The organism is Pseudomonas sp. SED1 (assembly GCF_034044025.1).
Taxonomy (GTDB): domain Bacteria; phylum Pseudomonadota; class Gammaproteobacteria; order Pseudomonadales; family Pseudomonadaceae; genus Aquipseudomonas.
The window spans coordinates 1-21,866 of sequence record NZ_JAXCIS010000044.1 but is presented as its reverse complement, the minus strand read 5'-3'; the positions used below and the strand labels follow the sequence as shown (position 1 = coordinate 21,866).

The 21,866-nt window shown below is 61.3% G+C and carries 21 protein-coding genes; 13 read left to right on the top strand and 8 right to left on the bottom strand.

The window, feature by feature from the left end; all coding sequences use genetic code 11:
• Positions 1–118: 118 nt before the first annotated feature.
• Complete coding sequence (locus SNL23_RS05155; protein WP_167664576.1) at positions 119–2,992, bottom strand: EAL domain-containing protein; 2,874 nt, start codon at positions 2,990–2,992, stop codon at positions 119–121.
• A 279-nt stretch (positions 2,993–3,271) separates the two neighbouring features.
• On the opposite strand from SNL23_RS05155, the gene uvrD reads away from it, so the two are divergent.
• The 3 genes from uvrD (at position 3,272) to SNL23_RS05140 (ending at position 7,063) form a co-directional block, all read left to right on the top strand.
• Positions 3,272–5,455, top strand: coding sequence for a DNA helicase II (uvrD, locus tag SNL23_RS05150; protein ID WP_076013220.1), 2,184 nt, complete (start codon positions 3,272–3,274; stop codon positions 5,453–5,455).
• 191 nt (positions 5,456–5,646) lie between these two features.
• Positions 5,647–6,519, top strand: a complete 873-nt coding sequence (locus SNL23_RS05145; protein WP_167664577.1) for a Tim44 domain-containing protein — start codon at positions 5,647–5,649, stop codon at positions 6,517–6,519.
• Between the two features lie 136 nt (positions 6,520–6,655).
• Complete coding sequence (locus tag SNL23_RS05140; RefSeq protein WP_003213456.1) at positions 6,656–7,063, top strand: SMI1/KNR4 family protein; 408 nt, start codon at positions 6,656–6,658, stop codon at positions 7,061–7,063.
• Positions 7,064–7,164: 101 nt separating this feature from the next.
• On the opposite strand, the gene SNL23_RS05130 is transcribed toward SNL23_RS05140, so the two are convergent.
• Positions 7,165–8,922 carry a cation:proton antiporter gene (locus SNL23_RS05130; protein ID WP_076013222.1) on the bottom strand — a complete coding sequence of 586 codons (1,758 nt, stop codon included), beginning with the start codon at positions 8,920–8,922 and terminating at the stop codon, positions 7,165–7,167.
• A 295-nt stretch (positions 8,923–9,217) separates the two neighbouring features.
• Here SNL23_RS05130 and SNL23_RS05125 point away from each other — a divergent pair, with 295 nt between their 5' ends.
• Positions 9,218–9,703 (top strand): acyl-CoA thioesterase, encoded by a 486-nt coding sequence (locus SNL23_RS05125; RefSeq protein WP_003213461.1) that lies wholly within the window; start codon positions 9,218–9,220, stop codon positions 9,701–9,703.
• Here SNL23_RS05125 and pdxY read toward each other — a convergent pair.
• Complete coding sequence (gene pdxY, locus SNL23_RS05120; protein WP_063033787.1) at positions 9,700–10,572, bottom strand: pyridoxal kinase PdxY; 873 nt, start codon at positions 10,570–10,572, stop codon at positions 9,700–9,702. The two genes, SNL23_RS05125 and pdxY, sit on opposite strands and share 4 nt — an antisense overlap.
• Before the next feature lie 117 nt (positions 10,573–10,689).
• Here pdxY and SNL23_RS05115 point away from each other — a divergent pair, with 117 nt between their 5' ends.
• Entirely contained in the window at positions 10,690–11,088 is a 399-nt protein-coding gene (locus SNL23_RS05115; protein WP_017476780.1) for a DUF3301 domain-containing protein, read from the top strand.
• On the opposite strand, the gene SNL23_RS05110 is transcribed toward SNL23_RS05115, so the two are convergent.
• From SNL23_RS05110 to dksA, 4 genes are read right to left on the bottom strand one after another with little or no spacing between them, the layout of a single operon-like run.
• A complete protein-coding gene (locus tag SNL23_RS05110; RefSeq protein WP_318301782.1) occupies positions 11,082–12,044 on the bottom strand; it encodes a CobW family GTP-binding protein in 963 nt (320 codons plus the stop codon). The two genes, SNL23_RS05115 and SNL23_RS05110, sit on opposite strands and share 7 nt — an antisense overlap.
• Before the next feature lie 45 nt (positions 12,045–12,089).
• The gene (locus SNL23_RS05105) at positions 12,090–12,734 is read right to left on the bottom strand and encodes a DUF1826 domain-containing protein (RefSeq protein ID WP_318301781.1); all 645 of its coding nucleotides are present in this window, start codon (positions 12,732–12,734) and stop codon (positions 12,090–12,092) included.
• Positions 12,734–13,939: a zinc metallochaperone GTPase ZigA gene (gene zigA, locus SNL23_RS05100; protein ID WP_318301780.1), complete on the bottom strand. Its 1,206-nt coding sequence runs from the start codon at positions 13,937–13,939 to the stop codon at positions 12,734–12,736. The genes SNL23_RS05105 and zigA overlap by 1 nt, the downstream gene beginning before the upstream one ends.
• A 27-nt stretch (positions 13,940–13,966) precedes the next feature.
• Positions 13,967–14,371 (bottom strand): RNA polymerase-binding protein DksA, encoded by a 405-nt coding sequence (gene dksA, locus SNL23_RS05095; protein ID WP_177043646.1) that lies wholly within the window; start codon positions 14,369–14,371, stop codon positions 13,967–13,969.
• Positions 14,372–14,498: 127 nt separating this feature from the next.
• Between dksA and SNL23_RS05090 the strand changes: the two genes are divergently transcribed.
• Positions 14,499–14,867 (top strand): glutamine synthetase, encoded by a 369-nt coding sequence (locus SNL23_RS05090; protein WP_318301779.1) that lies wholly within the window; start codon positions 14,499–14,501, stop codon positions 14,865–14,867.
• On the opposite strand, the gene SNL23_RS05085 is transcribed toward SNL23_RS05090, so the two are convergent.
• Positions 14,864–16,075 carry an N-acetylmuramoyl-L-alanine amidase gene (locus SNL23_RS05085; RefSeq protein ID WP_167664582.1) on the bottom strand — a complete coding sequence of 404 codons (1,212 nt, stop codon included), beginning with the start codon at positions 16,073–16,075 and terminating at the stop codon, positions 14,864–14,866. The two genes, SNL23_RS05090 and SNL23_RS05085, sit on opposite strands and share 4 nt — an antisense overlap.
• Positions 16,076–16,202: 127 nt before the next feature.
• On the opposite strand from SNL23_RS05085, the gene folE2 reads away from it, so the two are divergent.
• From folE2 to SNL23_RS05050, 7 genes are read left to right on the top strand one after another with little or no spacing between them, the layout of a single operon-like run.
• Entirely contained in the window at positions 16,203–17,099 is an 897-nt protein-coding gene (gene folE2, locus SNL23_RS05080) for a GTP cyclohydrolase FolE2 (protein WP_076013231.1), read from the top strand.
• On the top strand, positions 17,096–17,764 hold the full coding sequence (locus SNL23_RS05075; protein ID WP_167664584.1) for a metal ABC transporter ATP-binding protein: 669 nt from the start codon (positions 17,096–17,098) through the stop codon (positions 17,762–17,764). Before folE2 ends, SNL23_RS05075 begins: the two co-directional genes overlap by 4 nt.
• Positions 17,764–18,630: a metal ABC transporter permease gene (locus tag SNL23_RS05070; protein WP_318301778.1), complete on the top strand. Its 867-nt coding sequence runs from the start codon at positions 17,764–17,766 to the stop codon at positions 18,628–18,630. Before SNL23_RS05075 ends, SNL23_RS05070 begins: the two co-directional genes overlap by 1 nt.
• Positions 18,631–18,641: 11 nt before the next feature.
• Positions 18,642–19,526, top strand: a complete 885-nt coding sequence (locus SNL23_RS05065) for a metal ABC transporter substrate-binding protein (RefSeq protein WP_167664586.1) — start codon at positions 18,642–18,644, stop codon at positions 19,524–19,526.
• Positions 19,523–19,948, top strand: coding sequence for a phosphoribosyl-AMP cyclohydrolase (gene hisI, locus SNL23_RS05060; RefSeq protein WP_318301777.1), 426 nt, complete (start codon positions 19,523–19,525; stop codon positions 19,946–19,948). The genes SNL23_RS05065 and hisI overlap by 4 nt, the downstream gene beginning before the upstream one ends.
• A complete protein-coding gene (locus tag SNL23_RS05055) occupies positions 19,945–20,505 on the top strand; it encodes a gamma carbonic anhydrase family protein (protein ID WP_076013235.1) in 561 nt (186 codons plus the stop codon). Before hisI ends, SNL23_RS05055 begins: the two co-directional genes overlap by 4 nt.
• 2 nt (positions 20,506–20,507) lie before the next feature.
• Complete coding sequence (locus SNL23_RS05050; protein ID WP_318301776.1) at positions 20,508–21,845, top strand: dihydroorotase; 1,338 nt, start codon at positions 20,508–20,510, stop codon at positions 21,843–21,845.
• The last annotated feature ends 21 nt before the right edge of the window (positions 21,846–21,866 follow it).

The window sequence follows — 21,866 nt, the reverse complement described above, 5'->3', positions numbered from 1 at the left end:
CTTGTAGTTATACTACAAGAATTACCGATTTGCCCGCTCGATGCATCACTTAATCACGCTGCTGCCCGCTGAAACAGCGGGCAGGCTCGATGTAGCCCCGCGTGCGGCTTGGGCTTAACTACGGAAAATCGGCATTTTTTCGTAACAAATCCGCCAGACCGTCCGCTTCCACTGGCCGACTGATCAAATAGCCCTGCACTTCATCGCATTGCTCGGCCCGCAGGAAATCCAGCTGCTGCTGATCTTCCACGCCCTCGGCCACCACCTTGAGCGACAGCCCGTGGGCCATGGCGATGATTGCACGGGTGATCGAGGCATCTTCGCGGCCCTGCCCTAGGCCGCGGATGAAGGTCTGGTCGATCTTCACGTAATCCACAGGGATGCGCTTGAGGTAACTGAGGGACGAGTAGCCGGTGCCGAAATCATCAATCGCCAGTTTCACACCCAAGTCGCGCAGTTGCTGGAAGGTGGAAATGATGTGCTCGACACTGTCGAGCAGTTGGCTTTCGGTCAGCTCCAGCTCCAGGTACTGCGGATCAAGCCCGGTTTCTTCCAGCACCTGACGCACCAGACTGACCAGCTTCCCTTGGCGCAACTGATGCACCGACAGATTGACCGACACCCGAATCGGTTCCAGCCCCTGGCGCTGCCACTCACAGGCTTGCCAGCAGGCCTGGCGCAACACGAACTCCCCGAGCGGTACGATCAATCCGGTTTCTTCGGCCAGCCCGATAAAATCCCCCGGCGGCACCATGCCCCACTGCGGATGCTCCCAGCGGATCAAGGCCTCAGCGGCATTCAGCTTGCCGCTGGCCAGGCACAGCTTGGGTTGGTAGAACACGGTGAGTTGGCGCTCATCAATCGCCTTGCGCAGCTGGTTTTCCAGCTGCAAACGCTCCAGGGTGCTGGCTTGCAGGCTGTCGGTGTAGAACTGGAAATTATTCCCGCCCAAATGCTTGGCGTGCTGCATCGCCATGTTCGACTGGCTGACCAGCGCGGATATTTCCCGCGCATTGTCGGGCAACAGGCTGACGCCCATTGAGGCGCTGACCACCAGTTCATGCCCTTCCACCGTCACCGGCACCCGCAACTTGGCCAGCAACCGCGTGGCCACCCGCGCCAGGCTCGACAGGTTGCCGTACGCATCGAACAGCACGGCGAATTCATCGCCAGAGAGCCGCGCAATGGTGTCGGCTTCGGGCAAGGCGTTGATCAAGCGGCGGGCCATTTTCTGCAATAACTGGTCGGCCACTTCATGCCCGAGGCTGTCGTTGAGCAGCTTGAAACGATCCAGGTTGATATGCAGCAAGGCCAGGCTGCGGCCGCCTTGGCGCACCCGTTGATGGGCTTCGCGCAGCCGTTCGCGGAACAGTGAACGGTTCGCCAACCCGGTCAATTCGTCGTAATGCGTGAGGTAGCGCATGCGCTCCTCGGATTCGCGCCGCGCGGACAGATCAGCGAAGAAGCCGACGATGTGGCTGACATTTCCCCGAATATCCCGCACCACATTGAGTTGCAGCCATTGTGGGTAGAGTTCGCCATTCTTGCGGGTTTCCACCAGCTCGCCCTGCCAGGTACCGTGGCTGAGCAGCGCCTGGCGGATCACCGGGAAATGGCGACGTGCGTCGCGGCTGCTGGGCAGTTCGACGACATTGCGGCCGATCATGTCATCAATATCGAAGCCGGTGACGCGGCTGAACGCCTGGTTGACCGCAACCAGCACATAGTCTGGGTTCAGGATCACGATGCCTTCGCTGGCCGCCTCGAACACCGTCGATGCCAGGCGCTGCTGTTCTTCCAGGACCTTGCCGGCGCTGATGTCGCGGCGGGTGCCGAGCATCCGTGTGACGCGTCCACTGGGCGAGCGCTCCACGGCGCGGCCACGGTCCTGAATCCACACCCAATGGCCATCGCCATGGCGCACCCGGTATTCCACCAGATAATCCTCGCTGCGGCCTTTCAGGTGTTCCACCAGCGCACGCTTGAGCAGCGGCAAATCGTCCGGGTGCAGCCGCGGCTTGAGATGGCTGAGCATCGCTGTGACGTATTCCGGCTCCAGGCCGAACAGTTCCTTGAGTTGGGTGTGGTGGACCTCGTCGGTTTGCAGGTTCCAGTCCCACAGGCCCAGTTCGCTGGCCTGCAATGCCATCGCCAGGCGCGCCTCGCTTTTGCTCAGGGCCAGGCTGGCGACATCCAGTTCCTGGCTACGCTGATCGACACGCTGCTGCAGGCCGATCTGCGCCTCACGCAGCTCTTGCTCGACCTGGCGTCGTTGCTCCACTTCACGCACCAGTTCCTGATTCAGCTGCTCGCTGCGCTGCTGCGCTTGCTGCAGATGCTCGATCAACGCCTGGTTCTGGAAGCGCCTGAGCAGCCCGCGTTGAATCAAGCGATTGACCTGCCACGCCACCAGGCTTAAAGACGCCAGCAAAATCAGGCCCAGGCAACCCCAGCCTTGCTGCTGCGGGTCACCGCTCCAGAACAGATAGATAATCGCCGGCACCAGGCAGGGCAAGGCAAACGACAGGAATGCTGGCAGGCTGACGGCGTAGGCCACACTGGCGGACAAGGTCGCCGCGCCGAGCAAGCCGAACACCCAGGCCTGCTGCGCGAAGCTGTCCACCGGCACCAGGGCGATGGCAGCACTGGCCAGCGTCAGGCCGCTGACGGCCGAGCCCAGCATGAACATGCGGCGCCAGATCGGCTGTGCCTGGCGGCTCGGCATAGCGGACTCGAACGCCGCCACCTGAATCACCCGCAGGGCCACCAGCGCCAGCAGCCACACCAGCCAAATGCTGTCCAGCAGATAGCGCTGCGGGCTCCAGAGCAACCAGGCGCAGACCAGTCCGTTCACCAGCATTAATAAGGTAGGCAGCAGGGAGCCTTGGTACAGCAGGCGCGTGCGCTCGACCGCCATCTCCATGGCGTAGTGTTTGCGGATAACCTGCGCCGGCGCCACCGAGGGGCCAGCCAGGTCAGTGCTAAGGGTCATAGGCAATGTTCTTATAATGGTGAGCCCGAAACGTCGACGGAGCATACACAAGCAAACGCTCGGGCCAAACTGCTCCGCGTCATAAAAACAGCGCGACAATCAGGCGCAAACCTTGGAGCCAGACAGCTTGAGTGAGACAGGGCGCGGGCTGTGGGCGATGACCGACCGGTCATCACCGTGAATAGATTGTTGCCTTATCCAGTGTAGTCCCTGAAATTTTCCCGCGACCATCCGGCATTGGGATTTGCCCGACTCCCCCGGGCACCCTAGAATGCGCCGATGCGCGATGATCTCTCCCTTTTGCTGAACTCCCTCAACGATGCCCAACGCCAGGCCGTAGCAGCCCCCGTTGGCCGTCAGTTGGTCCTGGCCGGTGCTGGCTCCGGTAAAACCCGAGTGCTGGTGCACCGTATCGCCTGGTTGATCCAGGTCGAGAACGCCTCACCTCACTCCATCCTGTCGGTGACCTTCACCAACAAGGCCGCTGCCGAGATGCGCCATCGCATCGAGCAGTTGATGGGCATCAGCCCGGCCGGCATGTGGGTGGGCACCTTCCACGGCCTGGCGCACCGCTTGTTGCGGGCCCATTGGCAGGAGGCCGGCCTCGCCCAGACCTTCCAGATTCTCGACAGCGACGACCAGCAACGCCTGGTCAAGCGGGTGATCCGCGAGTTGGGCTTGGATGAGCAACGCTGGCCGGTCCGTCAGGCCCAGTGGTTTATCAACGGCCAGAAAGATGAAGGCCTGCGCCCGCAACATATCCAGGCCAGCGGCGACCTGTTCCTGGCCACCATGCGCAGCATTTATGAAGCCTATGAAGTGGCCTGCCAGCGCGCCGGCGTCATCGACTTCTCCGAACTGCTGCTGCGCGCCCTCGACCTGTGGCGCGACAACCCGGGCTTGCTGGCGCACTACCAGAAACGCTTCCGGCACATCCTGGTGGACGAGTTCCAGGACACCAACGCCGTGCAGTACGCCTGGTTGCGCTTGCTGGCCAAGGGCGGCGACAGCCTGATGGTGGTGGGCGACGACGATCAGTCGATCTACGGCTGGCGCGGCGCGAAAATCGAGAACATCTACCAGTACAGCGACGACTTCCCGGACGCCGAAACCATCCGCCTGGAGCAGAACTACCGCTCCACGGCCGGGATTCTCAAGGCCGCCAACGCCTTGATCGCCAACAACACCGGGCGCCTGGGCAAAGAGTTGTGGACCGACGGCGGCGAAGGCGAGGCGATCAACCTGTACGCCGCCTTCAACGAGCACGATGAAGCGCGCTACGTGGTGGAAACCATCGAAAGCGCCCTGAAAACCGGCCTGGCCCGCAGCGATATCGCGATTCTTTATCGTTCCAACGCCCAATCACGGGTGCTGGAAGAGGCCTTGCTGCGCGAGCGCATTCCGTACCGTATCTATGGCGGCCAGCGCTTCTTCGAACGTGCTGAAATCAAGAACGCCATGGCCTACCTGCGCTTGCTGGAAGGTCGCGGCAACGATGCGGCGCTGGAGCGGGTGATCAATATCCCGGCCCGCGGCATCGGCGAGAAGACCGTCGAGGCGATTCGCGACCATGCACGCCACAGCGATGTGTCGATGTGGGAAGCCATGCGCCTGCTGATCGCCAACAAGGGCCTGACCGGCCGTGCTGCCGGTGCCTTGAGCGTGTTTGTCGAGCTGATCGAGAACCTGGCCGCCAAGTGCATGGAAATGCCCCTGCACCTGATGACCCAGACCGTGATCGAGCAGTCCGGCTTGATCGCCTACCACGAAGCGGAAAAAGGCGAGAAAGGCCAGGCCCGGGTAGAAAACCTTGAGGAACTGGTCAGCGCCGCCCGCGCGTTCGAAAACAACGAAGAAGACGAAGACCTGACGCCACTGGCGGCATTCCTCGGCCACGCTTCGCTGGAAGCCGGCGACACCCAGGCTGACGAGCATGAAGACAGCATCCAGCTGATGACCTTGCACAGCGCCAAGGGCCTGGAGTTCCCGTACGTGTTCCTGGTGGGCATGGAAGAAGGCCTGTTCCCCCACAAGATGAGCCTGGAAGAGCCCGGCCGCCTGGAAGAGGAACGCCGCCTGGCCTATGTGGGCATCACCCGGGCCATGCAGAACCTGGTGATGACCTACGCCGAAACCCGGCGCCTGTACGGCAGTGAGACCTACAACAAGGTGTCGCGCTTCGTACGTGAAGTGCCGAAAGGACTGATTCAGGAAGTGCGCCTCTCCAACAGCGTCAGCCGACCGTTCGGCGGCGGCCAGCAGCAGAACTCCAGCAGCATGTTTGCCGGTTCTGAAATTCCCGAAACGCCGTTCAGCCTTGGCCAGCAGGTCAAGCATGCGGTCTTCGGCGAAGGCGTTATCCTCAACTTCGAAGGCGCCGGTGCCCAGGCCCGGGTGCAGGTGAACTTCGCCGAAGGCAGCAAGTGGCTGATGATGGGCTACGCCAAGCTCGAAGCAATCTGAAACAACTGCAGAACATGAAGGATGTTGGCCCGCCCTTGTATTTGGCAACGGTGGGGCCAATATCTGTACTAAGTCCTACAGACGATTCGGTATTGGCCCTACGCAAAAGCCCGAAACATTATGCCGCTGGCCACTGCCAACACACCTGTGCAACATGGCGCGCGTGCAATCCACAAATGGGAATTCCCTTTATGAAACGTTTTCTTAGCATCGCCATGGCGTTGTGCATCGGCCTGACAATGAGCCTCGACGCCAACGCCAAGCGCTTCGGTGGCGGCAAATCCATGGGTTCGGCGCCGAGCCACCAGACCAGCCAAATGGCCCCTGCCGGCGGCGGCATGGGCGGCGCAGCTGCGACCGCTGGTGCTGCCGGTGCAGCAGGCGCCGCTGCCAAGGCTGGCGGTGCTTCGCGCTGGTTGGGCCCTCTGGCCGGTATCGCGGCCGGTGGCCTGCTCGCCTCCATGTTCATGGGCGGCGGCTTCCAGGGCATGCAGATCTTCGACATCCTGATCATGGCGGTCATCGCCTTCCTGATCTTCCGCTTTATCGCCGCCCGTCGCCGCAAGCAGCAGGAGCACATGTCTCCAGCCGGCGCGCCGATGCAGCGTGAAGTGTTTGAGCAAAAGCCTGCTGCAATGGGTTCGATCTTTGGGGGTTCGGCCGCACCAGCCGCTCGTCCGGTGATCAATGCGCCAGCCTGGTTCAACGAAGAGCGTTTCGTCGAAGCCGCTCGTGGCCACTTCCAGGCGCTGCAGCAACACTGGGACGCCAACGAAATGGACAAGATCGCCGAGTTCGTGACCCCGCAATTGCTGGAGTTCCTCAAGCGCGAACGTGCTGACTTGGGCGACGGCTTCCAGTCGACCTACATCGAAGACCTGAAAGTGCAGCTTGAAGGTGTGGATGACCGCGCCGACAAGACCATCGCCACCCTGACCTTCAGCGGCGTGTCGAAGACCTCGCGTTTCGACCAGGGCGAAGTGTTCAGCGAAAGCTGGAACATGGAACGTCCACAGGGCGAAAACCAGCCTTGGCTGGTCGCCGGTATCCGCCAGAACGGCTGATCCCTGCACGCTTTGAGTGCGCTGTAACAAAAACCCCGGACTTGTCCGGGGTTTTCTATTTCACGGTTGCACTTATAGCGAGCTACTGTATAAAACGCCCCTATTAACCGCGCCATCTAGCAAGAGGATCCCGGCCGTGGAAGAAGTTATCGAACAATTGCGTGAAGCCAACGAACCGGTACCGGTTCCTCTGGAGCTGCCTGACGAAGACCAACTGGTGGAAATCGAGGAACAACTGTTCATCGATATCCCGTTCGTCTTCCGTGAATTCCTGCTGACCGTCAGCGACGTGGTCTACGGCAGCCTGGAGCCGGTGACCGTCACCGACCCACAGTCCCACACCTACCTGCCGGACGTTGCCGCCAACGCCTGGGATGCCGGCGTTGACCGCAGCATGATCCCGATCTGCCAGGACGGCGACGACTACTACTGCGTCGAAGAAGACGGCACCGTGGTGCTGTGGTCCGGCGAAGAAGAACTCGTCACTGAAGAAACCTGGGAATCGGTATGGCACTGGGCGCGGGACGTCTGGCTGGAAAGCTAAGACCCCTGTAGGAGCGAGCTTGCTCGCGAAAATCATCAACGATAACGCTGGCCTCCTGAGTGAACGCGGCGCTCTCGGGTTTTTCGCGAGCAAGCTCGCTCCTACAACGTGTCCTTGTGGTTATCCAGGGTCTCCAGCAAGGCGACCTGCATCCGCGTATGCACGCGGATGAACCAGCGCCACAGCACGGCGGCCACGGCGGCCGCTACCACGGCGATCAGTACCAGCAACTTGTTGGTCGGCAGGATACTGGCCGACAAGGCTGCCAATAGCAGGAAAATCACCAACAGCGAAAGAATCGGGATCACTTCGGCGATCACCCGGCGCACGCGCTGAGTGTGGCGCCCAGCCATTTCCGGCTTCACGCTCATCTCCGCCAACAGCATCGAAAGCGCCTTGAGCTTGCGGTACGCCGCAATCAAAAACGGCAGCGACAGCAGCAATGCCCCACCCCAGATCAATGCTTTCTGCCAGCTCGGATCGCTGATCCAGCCTTCCACATAACTGCCAATGCGCGCCGCAAAAAAGCTGCCGGCAAAGAAGATCGCCACCACCAACGCCAGATTCACACCCACCTGCAAAATGATCTTGCGGATCATCGACGCCAGCATCGCACCCTCGCCCTGAGGCTGAATGCTGCGCAGCCACTCGCCATACATCCCGAACACCCGGCTCATGCGCTTGGGCATCACAGCCGCTATCTTCAGCGACAGCGGGTCAGCGCCACGAATCAGATACGGGGTAAGCAGAGTGGTGATCGCAGAAACCGCTACCGCCACCGGATACAGGAAGTCACTGGTGACCTGCAACGTCATCCCCAGCGCGGCGATGATGAATGAAAATTCGCCAATCTGTGACAGGCCCATCCCCACCCGCAGCGAGGTGCGGCCATCGTTGCCAGCGATAAATGCCCCCAAGCCACAGGACAACATCTTGCCCAGCACCACGGCCACGGTAATCACCGCGATCGGCCAGGCGTATTGCAGCAGAATCTGCGGATCAATCATCAAGCCGATGGCGACAAAGAAGATCGCGCTGAACATGTCGCGAACCGGTTCGATCAGGCGCTCAATCTTCAACAGTTGCCGGGATTCAGCCATGATCGCACCGATCAGGAACGCCCCCAGCACCATGCTGTATTCCAGCTTGACCACCAGCAGGCAGAAGCCGAAGCACAGGCCAAGCACGGTGATCAACAGCATCTCATTGCTTTCGAATTTGGCCACGTACTCAAGCAGGCGCGGCACCAGCAAAATCCCGATCACCAGCGCAACGATCATGAACAATGAGAGTTTGCCGACCGTGGAGAACACTTCGCCGGAGCTGACCGTACCGCTGACGGCGATGCTCGACAGCAAGGCGATGATGCCGATGCCGAGGATGTCTTCAACGATCAGCACACCGAAAATCAGCTGGGCAAAGCGCTGGTTTTTCATCTTCAGGTCATTGAGGGCCTTGACGATGATGGTGGTGGAGGAAATCGCCAGGATAGCGCCCAGGAACAGTGAGTCCATGGTGTTCCAGTCGAACCAGCGGCCGATTTCGTAGCCGATCCAGATCATCAGGATGATCTCAAGGAACGCCGCGATAAACGCAGTGGCGCCGACCTTGAACAGCTTGCGCAGGCTGAATTCGAGGCCCAGGCAGAACATCAGGAAAATCACCCCAAGCTCGGCCAGGGTCTTGATGGTGTCTTCATCGTGGATCAGGCCGAACGGTGGGGTGTGCGGGCCGATGATGAAGCCGGCGACGATATACCCCAACACCACTGGCTGCTTGAGCCGATGGAACAGGATCGTCACCACCCCGGCCACGAGCATGATCACGGCCAGGTCCTGGATAAAGCTGATGGCGTGCATGGCGAGGGGCTCCTTGAGGGGTACTGGCGCTTTTCCCATTTCCACGCATTCACCCCGAAAGGTCGCAATGAACGGAAAGAAAAGTCAGCCTTGATCGTAAGAATTGCCCTTGAGGCGGGCTTTTGAAGGGTAACACCGCGACTTGCGACAGAAAGCCGGTGCAATATATGGAAACAGATCGCCCCGGGCGTGACGGCAAGCCGGGGCCCAGCGTCCCGTTATGAATGGCTCTGCAAAGATTCCAGCACCCGCAGAGGTGCCTCCCCACCCAATGCCTACAACCCGTGAGTGTGCTATGGAACCCGGAAACGCCCAGCTGTCGATGACAGTATTGATGACCCCTGACATGGCCAACTTCTCAGGCAATGTGCACGGCGGCACGCTGCTCAAGTACCTCGACGAAGTGGCCTACGCCTGCGCCAGCCGTTATGCCGGCCGCTATGTGGTGACGTTGTCGGTGGACCAGGTGATTTTTCGCGAGCCGATCCATGTCGGTGAGCTGGTGACCTTCCTGGCTTCGGTCAACTACACCGGCAACACGTCGATGGAAGTGGGGATCAAGGTGGTCACCGAGAACATCCGCGAGCGTTCGGTGCGCCATACCAATAGCTGCTTCTTCACCATGGTCGCGGTGGATGACCAGCGCAAACCGGCCGCCGTGCCACCGCTGCAACCGCAGAACAGCGAAGACAAGCGCCGGTTTGTGCAGGCTCAACAGCGCCGGCAGATTCGCCAGGAGCTGGAAAAGCGCTATCAGGAAATCAAGGCCGACGGGCCTTAAAGCCCTATGGGGGTTGCCTCGAAGCGAACCCGCGGATGGGCAATCCGGTCCTGGGCGCGCACCAGTTCCAGCTCATAGCTGGCGCACGCCTGGGTTTCCAACAGCACTTCGTGCACCGCTGCAGCGGTGAACTCAAAGGCCGCCACCAGGCTGTCGCCCAACAACACCCGCGCCAGGAACAGGCCCGACGTCAGGTCACCCACGCCCACCGGCTGACGCGGGAACGCCAGCAACGGCCGGCGCAGGTGCCAGCTGCCTTCGGCCGTTACCAGCAGCATCTCGAAACCATCCGGCAGCTTGCCGGGATAATCCAGGTGCTTGACCAACACCGCTTTCGGCCCCCGAGCCAGCAACGCACGGGCCATGCCCAGGCAATCGAACAGCGACTGCGGCTTGCGCCCGGCAAAGCTGTCCAGCTCCAACTGGTTGGGGCACAGGAAGTCGGCCATCGCCGCCGCTTCGTCCAGGAGAAAGTCGCTGACCTCCTGGGGCACGATGCAGCCTTTCTCCGGATGGCCCATCACCGGGTCGCACAGGTACAGGGCCTTGGGGTTGATCGCCTTGATTCGCGCCACGCCGGTAAGGATCGCCCGACCCTGGGCCGCGCTGCCCAGGTAGCCCGACAGCACCGCATCACAGTTGCCCAGCTCACCAATCGCCGCGATGCCTTCCACCAGCGCAGGAATTTGCTGCGGCGCCAACACTTCTCCCGCCCACTGACCATACTGAGTGTGGTTGGAGAACTGCACGGTATTGAGCGGCCACACGTTCACCCCGACCCGTTGCATGGGGAACACGGCGGCGCTGTTTCCGGCGTGGCCAAAGACCACATGAGACTGGATCGCAAGCAGATGGGGCGTACGTTTCATGCAGGGGATTTCCGTAAAGCGGTTGAATTTCTGGCTGCGCAGTATGCGACTAAACGCGGCCTGTACGACAGACCGGAGACGCAGTTAAGCTGGCCACACTTAGTTGGAGTTCATCGAATGCTGACCCTCGGAAATATCTTCGTGCTGATGCTGCTGGCGACCGGTGCCGCCTGGCTGTGGCACAACCACGGCCTGCGCGAGCGGGCGCTGGAACGGGTCAAGCAGCATTGCGCCAAGCTCGACATCGAGCTGCTCGATGGCGCCGTGGCGTTGAAGCGCATCGGTTTTGTGAAGGATGCCAGCGGTCGGCGGCGTCTGGCACGGATCTACAACTTTGAATTCACCGTGACCGGCGAAACGCGGCACCCGGGAACCATCACCCAGTTCGGTGCGCACAGCGCGCAAATCGAGCTGGCGCCCTACCCGTTTGAGATCAAGACGCCGCTGCCCAGCGCCGAGATCATTGAGCTAAGCCAATGGCGCCAGGAGCATGGCAGCAGCAAGACCCGTCACTGACGGCAATCGGCTAACCCGTCCTGTAATTGCGCAACGTCCTGCGCTTCACCAAAGATCAATTCGATACGCGAATCCCGGCGCCATTCACTGGGCAGCCAGGCCACCACGGCGTTATCCACAGCGTTGGCCGACATCCAACCGTCGAGGCTGTGGATAACCAGTTTTGCCCGCCGCCAATCCAGCAACTCCAGCCATTGCTGCAAGCGCTGCCGGTCGAATTGCTGGCTCGGATGCCAGCGCCAACCAATACTCCAGCCACCCTCCTGGCCCTGACTCAGGCAAATCGGCGCCGACGGGTCAGTCCAGATGGCCGGCATTTGCCCCACGCCTTTGGGCACCTCGAAGTTATCCACAGCCGCTGCGGCTTGAGCGTTCAAACCCGGCAATTGCGCCAGGGGTAGTTGCGCCTGCTGAGTCCAATAGATCGGCCGGTCAGGCAATTGCCCTTGAATCACCAGGCGCTGCGCATCACTGAGGGCTTCATTCTTATTCAATACCAACAGCCCGGCGCTGGCCAACGCTTCACGTTGGGCATTGGGTAATGGCTTGCCCGCCGCCAACGCCTGGGCATCGAGTACCAGCACGCACGGCTGCACCGCCAGCACCTGCTGCCAGGGCGCTTCCCGCAATTGCTTGAGCAGTTGAGCCGGATGCCCCAGCCCGGACGGCTCTATAAACAGCCGGTCGGGCTTGGCCTTACGCAACAAACGGCCCAGTCCTACCTGGAACGGCGCACCGTTGACGCAACACAGGCAACCACCCGCCACTTCACCGAGGGCAATACCGTCGTCATCACGGGTCAGCAACGCGGCATCCAGGCCAATCTGCCCGAACTCGTTGATCAACACCGCCCAGCGCTCGTTGGCCGGGCGCTGGGCCAGCAGGTGCTTGATCAGGCTGGTCTTGCCGGCGCCCAAGGGCCCGGCAATCACGTGGGTGGGAATGTTCTGCAGCATGGTGGACATCATTCAGACCGTGTAGAGAGCTTTGATCCTACCCGGTTACGCCAACCAATCCAGCGTCAGGATCAACCGTCGCTCACCCGCTTGCAGCGGCGGAGAACGGTGGATAAGGCCAAAGCCTTCGTTGCCGTGCCATTTTTCGCCCTTGAACAACGCCACTTCACCGCAGTGGATTTGCTCAATGCGCGCTTGCGGCTCCGCGCTCGCCTGGCTCAGGTGCCGCCGCTCCATCACGCCTTCACGCAACCACTGGCTGCCGATGCCGGCGTAAGTGGTGATCAGCCGCACCGGCACATGGTCCACGTGAAAGCGCGGGCACATCGCCTTGTCCAATAGCCGCAAACGTACGCCGATGCGCTTGGCACCCAGCAAACAGGCAAAGGCGCTGACCAGCCACGACACATCGGCGATAAAGCCTTCGTAGCCTTCAAGGTCGCGGCTACCTGACGCGAAGTCCTGCAAGTTCGGCTCGGCGTCTTCGCTGTTCAGCTCAACCACCAGCGACTCGGCCAACGGCTCATTGAGCGCCACCAGCAACGCGCCGAACTCGGCGATGTGCAGCGGCAACTGACGCTGCCACACCGCGAGATTCACGCCATCTTCAAGGATATCGGTGAGCACGGCCGGGGTTTCACCATGAGTCTGGCGAATCACCGGGCGCAGTTTCAGGGTCGGTGCCAGCATCAGGCAGCCTCTTCGAACCAAGGGCCAAAGGGATCAGCCAACAAGCGCCAACCTTCGACGCCTGTGGCCATTTCATCATCGGTCAGCAAGCAGGCGTCCAGCTCGGCGGTCATCTGCGCGAAGTCGATGTTCTGGCCGATAAACACCAGTTCCTGGCGGCAATCGCCGGTACTCGGCTGCCAGTTGTTCATGATCGCGGCGACACCTTCCTCGTCCTCCGGCCACTGGGTTTTCGGCACGAAACGCCACCAGCGCCCGGCGAAACCATGGCGCATCAGGCCGCCGGCCTGGGACCAACTGCCGGCGTCCTGGTGTTTGCTGGCCAGCCAGAAAAAGCCCTTGGAGCGCAGCAGTTTTCCATTCACCCAAGGCCGGTCGATAAAATCGAAAAAACGCTGTGGATGGAACGGGCGGCGGGCGCGATACGCGGTGGAGGCGATGCCGTATTCCTCGGTTTCCGGCACGTGCTCGCCACGCAATTCCTGCAACCATCCGGGTGCCTGGGACGCGCGTTCGAAGTCGAAACGACCGGTGTTGAGGATCTTCGCCAGCGGCACTTCGCCCATGACCATCGGGATGATTTCCGCTTGGGCATTCAGGCGCTCCAGGATCGCCATCAGCTCCTGACGCTCACTGCTGCTGATCAGGTCGATCTTGCTGATGAGGATCACGTCGGCAAATTCAATCTGCTCGATCAGCAGGTCGGTGATCGAGCGTTCGTCCTCTTCACCCAGGGTTTCGCCCCGGGACGCCAGGCTTTCGGCAGCCTGGTAGTCGAGCAGGAAGTTCATGCCGTCGACCACGGTGACCATGGTGTCGAGCCGGGCGATGTCCGCCAGGCTCTGGCCTTCTTCGTCGCGGAAGGTAAAGGTTTCGGCCACCGGCAGTGGCTCGGAGATGCCGGTGGATTCAATCAACAGGTAATCGAACCGACCTTCCTTGGCGAGCTTTCCGACTTCTTCCAGCAAGTCTTCGCGCAAGGTGCAGCAGATGCAGCCATTGCTCATTTCCACCAGTTTTTCTTCGGAGCGATTGAGGGTGACGTCGCGCTGGACCTCACTGCCATCGATGTTGATTTCGCTCATGTCGTTGACGATCACCGCCACCCGCAGGTTTTCGCGGTTGCGCAGGACGTAGTTGAGCAGCGTGCTTTTACCGGCGCCGAGGAATCCGGACAGCACAGTAACGGGGAGACGATTGGGCATCAGGTATTCCTCATCAGGGTTGGCCGGTCAAATCGCCCGTTGATGGCGTTCGCGCAGCTCTTCACGTTCTTTGGCTTCGATACACAGGGTGGCCGTGGGGCGCAGCAACAGGCGCTTGAGGCCGATGGGCTCGCCAGTTTCACGGCACCAGCCGTATTCGCCGCGGGCCAGGTGTTCCAGGGCTTCATCGATCTTGTCCAACAGCTTCTTTTCGCGCTCCAGCAGGCGCAGTTGCCATTGGCGCTGTTCTTCAGCGCTGCCCACATCGGCGGGATCGCTGTTGGGTTCCTGTTCGCGCAGCACCATGAATTCGGCATCGATGCGCACTTGAAGCTCGTTGCGCTGGGCCAGCAACAGCTCGCGGAAGAAACCTTGCTGGGCTTCATTCATGTAGTCGGCGGAGGGTTGGGCGAGAAGGTCTTGTTCGGTCATTGGAGGTGGTTCACGGGCCAGGCTGTTTTTTAATGTTATAGTATAACAATGTAAATAAGCCAATCCCCCTTGCTCGTGACGACGAAGGGCGCAATGCTGGCAGCCGAATAACGCCCCGAGAGCCTCTATGAAATACCTGTTGTGCGCTGTGTTGCTGATGGTGGCGAGTCAGGCCAATGCCCAGGTTCCCAGCCTGCTGGCCAACTGCACCCGCAGCGCCAACCTGCTGGCGTGCGTCGACGCGCAGGGCAATGCCTACAGCGTCGCGACGGCGGGCAGCACCACGTATTTGCGGGGTTTCGAGGTGATCGGCAAACGCTACTGGGCACAGACCAACAGCCGCTACGGGCAGCTGACGTTCTTTACCGGATTGGCATCCGATGGTGAGGCGTGGGTGGGCTACACGCGGCGAGTGGGCTGGACCACCATCAACCGGTTTTCCAGTTCCGGTGGTGCCAGCGCCAAATTCACCTGCAGCCGGATTACCGGCTGTTAGACCTGGCCGTTCTTCTGTTCCTGAACCCAGGCCATGTAGCTGTTCATCGGTGGGTTCTTCTGGAAGTAGTTCTTCAGCCCTTCAAATAAACCGTCTGCCACCGCCTGTTGATGGCGCGCGGTGACCAGCCGCTGGGCGTCCTGGGTGTTGGAGATAAACCCGGTTTCCACCAGGATCGACGGCACGTCCGGCGACTTGAGTACCGCAAAGCCGGCCTGTTCCACGCGTTTTTGATGCAGCGAGGTGATGCTTTGCAGGCTGCCCAGCACCGAACTGCCCAGTTGCAGACTGGAGGCGATGGTGGCGTTCATCGACATGTCGAGAATGACGCCGGCGAGCATTGGGTCTTTGTCCTTGAGGTTGAGCAGGGTGGTGGCGCCCAGCAGGTCGGCGCCGTTCTCCCGTTGTGCCATGAACCGCGCGGTGGCGGACGTCGCGCCGCCTTCAGACAACGCATAGACAGAAGCGCCTGACGCCGTGAGCCGTGGCGCCGCATCGGCGTGCACCGAGATAAACATGTCGGCCTTGTGCTGACGGGCGATGTCCACGCGTTTACGCAGCGGCACGAAGAAATCGTCGTTGCGCACCAGCTTCACATCGAAGCCCTTCTCACGCTTCAAGCGCTTGGCCAGCAATTGGGCGATGGACAGCACCACGTCTTTTTCACGCTGGCCTTTGGAGCCGATTGCGCCGGGATCCTTACCGCCATGGCCGGGGTCGACCACCACGATGATGTCGCGCTTCGGATGCGCCTTATCCACCGGCGGTGCCAAGGGCGCCGGTGCCGCGGCGATTTGCTGAGGCGCATGGGTGGCGCTGGTCAGGTCCAGCACCAGGCGATGACCTTGGCCATCCTGGGGCGGCAGCAGGAAGCTGTTGAGCTGCATCGGCGCCTTCAAATCCAGCACGATCCGTGTATCACCCTGGCCAAAGTGCCCCGAGCGAATCGAGGTAATGCCGCTGTTGGTCAGGGCCAGTTGGCTGAAATCCCCGGTCAGCTTCGCGCCGCTCAAATCAATGATCAACCGCTCCGGCGCGGTCAGGGTGAAGGTTTTGTATTGCACCGGGCCGCTGAGATCCAGCACCAACCGCAGCTTGTTATCCGAGCGCCACAGCCGTGCATTGCGGATCTGCGCGGCAGATACACCAAAGGGCAGGGTGAACACCGCACTGGCCAGCAGCAGGTTGAGGAGTTGACGTCTGTGCATGACTTACACCGCAAATAAAGGAGCGTCCGTACTCGACATGACTGAATAAAAGACAGAGCAGAAAAACTTTCGTCGATTCAATTGTAATAATATAACATGTCTTTTTATTTCCAACGATGGACTGCTCATGAACGCGCTGACTCTGCCCGATATCGCCGCGCAGGCTTCACGCCAAGCCTTGCCGCTGGATTGGGTGGGCATGTGCGGCATTGCCCTGCCCATTCAGATCGACGGCCAGCGCCTCAGCGCCAAGGCCGATGCAGGCGTCAGCCTGGACGACGGCGAAGCGCGTGGCATTCATATGTCGCGGCTTTATCTTGCGCTGGAGATGCTTGAACAGCAGCCGCTTACGCCAGCACTGCTGCGCAGTGTATTGCAACGTTTTCTCGACAGTCATGAAGGTTTATCCACAAATGCCTACCTGCGAATTCATGCGGATCTGCTGCTGAAACGCCCCGCTTTGGTCAGCCCACTGGCCGGCTGGAAAAGCTACCCGGTGAGCATCGAAGCCCGTCTGGAAAACCAGATGTTCCACGTGGAACTAAAAATTGACGTTACTTACTCTTCAACCTGCCCTTGCTCGGCTGCCCTCGCCAGGCAATTGATTCAGCAGCAATTTATCGAAGACTTCGGCAACACCCCGTTGCAACACGAAGACGTGCTGACCTGGCTGGGCAGTGCCAATGGCATCGTCGCCACGCCCCACAGCCAGCGCAGCAGCGCGCTGTTGCAGGTCCGTCTTCGAGGCGACCAGCCAACCCTGCCGCTGACGCAACTGATCGACGATACCGAAGCAGCCCTTGGCACCGCCGTACAAACCGCCGTAAAGCGCGCGGACGAACAAGCCTTCGCCCTGGCCAACGGGCAGAACCTGATGTTCTGCGAAGACGCCGCACGCCGCCTGAACCTCGCCTTGAAACGCTCGGATGCGGTCATTGCCTTCCACTTGAAAGTGATCCACGCCGAAAGCCTGCACGCGCACGATGCCGTGGCTGAAAGCCGCTGGACGAGACCTTCCGAATGATCACCTGCACCGCCCTGCGCTGGGGCGCTCCCGGCCAACCACTGACTCCCGCTGTCGATTTCACCCTGGAAAAAGGAAGCCTCACCGGCATCATCGGCGCCAACGGCACCGGCAAAAGCAGCCTGCTGAAAGTCATCGCCGGCTTGCAGAAGCCCTTGGCCGGGAAAGTGACGATTGATGTTCCACGCCGTGGTGGCCTGTCGTTCCTGCCCCAGCAACAGAATCTCGATCGGCAATTCCCCATCAGCCTGCAAGAATTGGTGGCCGCCGGTTTTTGGGGCAGCAAGCAAACCCCACAACAACGCACCGAACGCCTGAACGCCGTACTCGAAGACTGGTGCCTCAGTGGCCTGGAGCATCGGCCGTTGATGGCCTTGTCGGGCGGCGAACTGCAACGCGCCCTGCTCGCCCGCATGAGTTTGGCCGAATCACCGATATTGCTGCTGGACGAACCCCACGCCGCCCTCGACGAAGACGGCCAAGCGCTGTGCTGGAAACACATCCACGCCTGGCACGACGCAGGCCGCACCGTGGTCGTGGTGTGCCATGACCTCGGCTCTGTCCGCCAACACACCCAGCAAGTGGTGCAGATCAAAAGCAGCGGTTGCGTGTTCGGCTCAAGCAAAGAGCTGATCCGCCCCCAGCCACACATGCAGGTGGCCTGATGCACTTCGCCGCTCACCTGTGGATGCCGTTTCTCGACTTCGTTTTCATGCGCCGCGCGCTCGTCGGCGGGCTGGTATTGGCATGCAGCACTGCGCCGCTGGGGGTGTTCCTGATCCTGCGCCGCATGAGCCTGATTGGTGACGCGGTGTCCCACGGCATCCTGCCGGGCGCCGCCCTGGGCTTCTGGTTCGCCGGCCTGAGCTTGCCCGCGCTGACCATCGGTGGCTTGGGCGCGGGCCTGAGCATGGCCGGCCTCGCCGCGTGGATAACCCGTCGCACCGGGCTGAAGGAAGACGCGAGCCTCGCCGCCATCTACCCAATCTCCCTGGCCAGCGGCGTGCTGATTCTTGGCCTCGCCGGCAAGCGCCTGGACCTGCTGCACCTGCTGTTCGGCTCGGCCCTGGCGGTCGACGGCCCGACCCTCACCGGCATGCTCTGGGTTTCAGGCTTCAGCCTGATAGCCATGGTGGTGATCTACAAACCGCTGCTGCTGGACACACTCGACCCGCTGTTCCTGCAAACCGTCAGCCGCCTCGGCCCACTGGCCCACGGGCTGTTCCTGACGCTGGTGGTGTTGAACCTGGTGATCGGCTTCCAGGCCATCGGCGCGTTGATGGTGGTCGGCTTGATGATGTTGCCGGCGATTGCTTCACGTTTCTGGAGCCGGCGCCTGCCGGTGTTGATCGCCATATCGGCAGCGCTGGGATGCCTGTCGGTGTGGCTTGGCTTGTTGCTGTCGTTCTACTACTCGTTGCCCAGCGGCCCGGCGATTGTGCTGGTGGCTGGCGGCTTGTACCTGCTGTCCGTGGTCTTCGGTCCGGTGCACGGCTTGCTGCGCCGCCCGACTTTGCTTACATCCCAATGAGGTGTTTCCCGATGCGCGCTCTACTCGTGCTGTTCAGTGTGTTGCTGCCGCTGTCGTTCGCGACGGCCCAGGCTGCCGACAAGCTTCAGGTGGTTACCAGCTTCAGTATTCTTGACGACATGACCCATCAGGTTGGTGGCGATCATATCCAGATCAGCAACATGGTCGGCCCCGACGCCGACGCCCACACCTACGAACCGACGCCAGACGATGCCAAGGCCCTGCTCAAGGCCAAGGTCATCATCAAGAACGGCCTGGGCTTCGAGCCTTGGCTGGATCGCCTGGTCACCAGCACCGAGACCAAAGCGACGGTGGTTACCGCCAGTAAAGGCGTGCTGTCCCACACCATGGATGAAGATGGCGAAACCATCCCCGACCCACACGCCTGGCACAACCTGGCCAACACAGTGATCTATGTGAACAACATCACTAAGGCATTGATCGCCGCCGACCCGGCCAACAAGGCGGACTACGAGCACAACAGCCAGGTGTACCTGAAAGAAATCTACCGCCTGCTGGCTGAAGCCAAAGCCAAGTTCGGCGCCTTGCCACCGGGCAACCGTCGCATCGTGACCTCCCATGACGCCTTCGGTTACCTGGGCCAGGCCTACGGTATTGAGTTCCTGTCGCCTCAAGGGTTGTCCACCGAACGTGAACCGTCCGCCGCTGAAGTCGCCACGCTGATCACCCAGATCCGCAAGGACAAGGTCAAGGCCGTGTTCATGGAAAACATCAAGGACTCGCGCCTGCTCAAGCAGATCGCAGACGAAAGTGGCGCGCAAATCGGTGGCACGCTGTACTCGGACGCCCTGGCATCAGAAGGCCCGGCCAGCACCTTTACCGGCCTGTTCGAATACAACCTCAACACCCTGTGCGCGGCCCTGAGCAAGCCATGAAACCGAGCATGCTCGACCTGGAAAAGGCCGCCATCGGCAGCCGCTTTCCACTCGACCGCGTGCTCGACGCCCTGCCGTGGAACAGCGATGGCCTGATCGCCGCCATCGCCCAGCAACACGGCAGCGGCGAGGTGTTGATGCTGGCCTGGATGAACCGCCAGGCCCTCGACGAAACCTTGGCCACCGAGCAGGTCTGCTACTGGTCCCGCTCGCGCCAGCAGTTGTGGCGCAAGGGCGAAACCTCCGGCCACTGGCAACTGCTGGTAGAGGCGCGCCTGGATTGCGACGGCGACGCCGTATTGCTGATCGTCGACCAGCAAGGTCCGGCCTGCCACACCGGGCGACCCACCTGCTTCTACAACGCCATCGACGGCCGCCACGTACACATCCTTACCGCGCCCCTCCAGGAGCCTGCCCCATGATCCGCAAGAACCCTTCCGGCGATCTGCCCGTGATTGCCGAATCGGCCTACGTCGACAAAACCGCAATCATCTGCGGCAAGGTGATCATCGGCGAAAACGTCTTTGTCGGCCCTTACGCGGTGATCCGCGCCGACGAAGTCGACGCCAATGGCGACATGGACCCGATCACCATCGGCGCCAATTCAAATATCCAGGACGGCGTGGTGATCCACTCCAAATCCGGCGCCGCCGTGACCATCGGCGAGTTCACCTCCATCGCCCACCGCTCCATCGTTCATGGCCCGTGCACTGTCGGCGACCGGGTGTTTATCGGCTTCAACAGTGTGCTGTTCAACTGCATCGTGGGTGACGGTTGCGTGGTGCGCCACAACTCGGTGGTCGACGGCCGCGATTTGCCCGCCGCGTTCTACGTGCCTTCCACCACCCGCATCGGCCCCAACACCGACCTGTCCCAGTTTCCGCCGGTGAGTGTCAGCGCTTCGGAGTTTTCCGAAGACGTGGCGCGCACCAACGTCGACCTGGTGCTGGGTTACAAAGCCCTGCAAAACGAGTTCTGACCATGAGCCGCCTGCTGATCCGCAACGCCCGCCTGGTGAATGAAGGCCAGGAATTCGAGGCTGACCTGCTGGTCGCCAATGGCCGCATCGAGAAGATCGCCAGCAGCATCGACAACGCCAATGCCACCGTGGAAATCGACGCCCACGGCCAATGGCTGCTGCCGGGCATGATCGACGACCAAGTGCACTTCCGTGAACCCGGCGCGCCGGACAAGGGCAGCTTCTACAGCGAGTCCCGTGCAGCGGTGGCCGGTGGCATCACCAGTTTCATGGACATGCCCAACACCAACCCGGCGACGTTGAACCTGGAAGCCCTGGCCGACAAGAAGCGCCGTGCGGCGCTGCATTCGGTGGCCAACTACGGCTTTCATTTCGGGGTGAGCAACGACAACCTCGACACCGTGGCCGCGCTGGACCCGCGCGAGGTGGCTGGCGTCAAAGTCTTCATGGGCGCCTCCACCGGCAATATGCTGGTGGATGATCCGAAGATTCTCGAGCGCCTGTTCGCCGAGGTGCCGACCATTCTCCTGGCCCACTGCGAGCACACGCCCAGCATCCACGCCAGCGAGCAACGGATGCGCGAGCGATTCGGCGAGCACATTCCTGCCGTGGCTCACCCGCTGATTCGCGATGCCGAAGCCTGCTATCGCTCGTCGTCTTTGGCGGTGGAGCTGGCCAAGCGGCATGGCACGCGCCTGCATGTGTTGCACATCACCAGCGCCCGGGAGTTGGTGCTGTTCGAAGACAAACCCCTGGCAGAAAAACGCATCACGGCGGAAGTCTGCCTGCATCACCTCTTGTTCGATGACCGCGACTACGCGCGCCTCGGCCACCAGATCAAATGCAACCCGGCGATCAAGACACGCGCCGACCGCGACGCCCTGCGCCTGGCATTGTTGAGTGATCGTCTGGATGTGATTGGCAGTGATCATGCGCCGCACACCTGGGCGCAAAAACAGCTGCCGTATCGTGAAGCGCCGTCAGGCTTGCCGCTGGTGCAACACGCCCTGCCGGCGCTGCTGGAACTGGTAGCCGACGGCTTGCTGCCGCTGACCACCCTGGTGGCAAAGACCAGCCATCGCGTCGCGGACCTGTTTGCGATCCCCGACCGCGGCTACCTGCGGGAAGGCTATTGGGCCGACCTGGTACTGATCAAACCCGAGCCCCATGGCAAGCCCGTCAGCAGCCAGCCGATTATGGCCCGTTGCGGCTGGACGCCCTTCGCCGAGCGCAGCTTCCGGCACAGCGTCAGCACCACGCTGGTCTCCGGCCACCTGGCCTGGCACGACGGGCGCGTGCACGACAGTTGCCAGGGGTTGCCGCTGCATTTCCAGCGTTGAAGAGAATCAGGAACTGGCAAT

What these genes read in the sequence shown, in the direction of transcription:
- SNL23_RS05055 (WP_076013235.1), top strand. Translation starts at nt 19,945, where the DNA reads ATGATCCGCAAGAACCCTTCCGGCGATCTGCCCGTGATTGCCGAATCG.
- SNL23_RS05145 (WP_167664577.1), top strand. Translation starts at nt 5,647, where the DNA reads ATGAAACGTTTTCTTAGCATCGCCATGGCGTTGTGCATCGGCCTGACA.
- SNL23_RS05085 (WP_167664582.1), bottom strand. Translation starts at nt 16,075, where the DNA reads ATGCACAGACGTCAACTCCTCAACCTGCTGCTGGCCAGTGCGGTGTTC.
- SNL23_RS05065 (WP_167664586.1), top strand. Translation starts at nt 18,642, where the DNA reads ATGCGCGCTCTACTCGTGCTGTTCAGTGTGTTGCTGCCGCTGTCGTTC.
- SNL23_RS05090 (WP_318301779.1), top strand. Translation starts at nt 14,499, where the DNA reads ATGAAATACCTGTTGTGCGCTGTGTTGCTGATGGTGGCGAGTCAGGCC.
- dksA (WP_177043646.1), bottom strand. Translation starts at nt 14,371, where the DNA reads ATGACCGAACAAGACCTTCTCGCCCAACCCTCCGCCGACTACATGAAT.
- SNL23_RS05070 (WP_318301778.1), top strand. Translation starts at nt 17,764, where the DNA reads ATGCACTTCGCCGCTCACCTGTGGATGCCGTTTCTCGACTTCGTTTTC.
- SNL23_RS05130 (WP_076013222.1), bottom strand. Translation starts at nt 8,922, where the DNA reads ATGCACGCCATCAGCTTTATCCAGGACCTGGCCGTGATCATGCTCGTG.
- zigA (WP_318301780.1), bottom strand. Translation starts at nt 13,939, where the DNA reads ATGCCCAATCGTCTCCCCGTTACTGTGCTGTCCGGATTCCTCGGCGCC.
- SNL23_RS05075 (WP_167664584.1), top strand. Translation starts at nt 17,096, where the DNA reads ATGATCACCTGCACCGCCCTGCGCTGGGGCGCTCCCGGCCAACCACTG.
- SNL23_RS05125 (WP_003213461.1), top strand. Translation starts at nt 9,218, where the DNA reads ATGGAACCCGGAAACGCCCAGCTGTCGATGACAGTATTGATGACCCCT.
- folE2 (WP_076013231.1), top strand. Translation starts at nt 16,203, where the DNA reads ATGAACGCGCTGACTCTGCCCGATATCGCCGCGCAGGCTTCACGCCAA.
- pdxY (WP_063033787.1), bottom strand. Translation starts at nt 10,572, where the DNA reads ATGAAACGTACGCCCCATCTGCTTGCGATCCAGTCTCATGTGGTCTTT.
- SNL23_RS05105 (WP_318301781.1), bottom strand. Translation starts at nt 12,734, where the DNA reads ATGCTGGCACCGACCCTGAAACTGCGCCCGGTGATTCGCCAGACTCAT.
- SNL23_RS05110 (WP_318301782.1), bottom strand. Translation starts at nt 12,044, where the DNA reads ATGCTGCAGAACATTCCCACCCACGTGATTGCCGGGCCCTTGGGCGCC.
- hisI (WP_318301777.1), top strand. Translation starts at nt 19,523, where the DNA reads ATGAAACCGAGCATGCTCGACCTGGAAAAGGCCGCCATCGGCAGCCGC.
- uvrD (WP_076013220.1), top strand. Translation starts at nt 3,272, where the DNA reads ATGCGCGATGATCTCTCCCTTTTGCTGAACTCCCTCAACGATGCCCAA.
- SNL23_RS05115 (WP_017476780.1), top strand. Translation starts at nt 10,690, where the DNA reads ATGCTGACCCTCGGAAATATCTTCGTGCTGATGCTGCTGGCGACCGGT.
- SNL23_RS05155 (WP_167664576.1), bottom strand. Translation starts at nt 2,992, where the DNA reads ATGACCCTTAGCACTGACCTGGCTGGCCCCTCGGTGGCGCCGGCGCAG.
- SNL23_RS05050 (WP_318301776.1), top strand. Translation starts at nt 20,508, where the DNA reads ATGAGCCGCCTGCTGATCCGCAACGCCCGCCTGGTGAATGAAGGCCAG.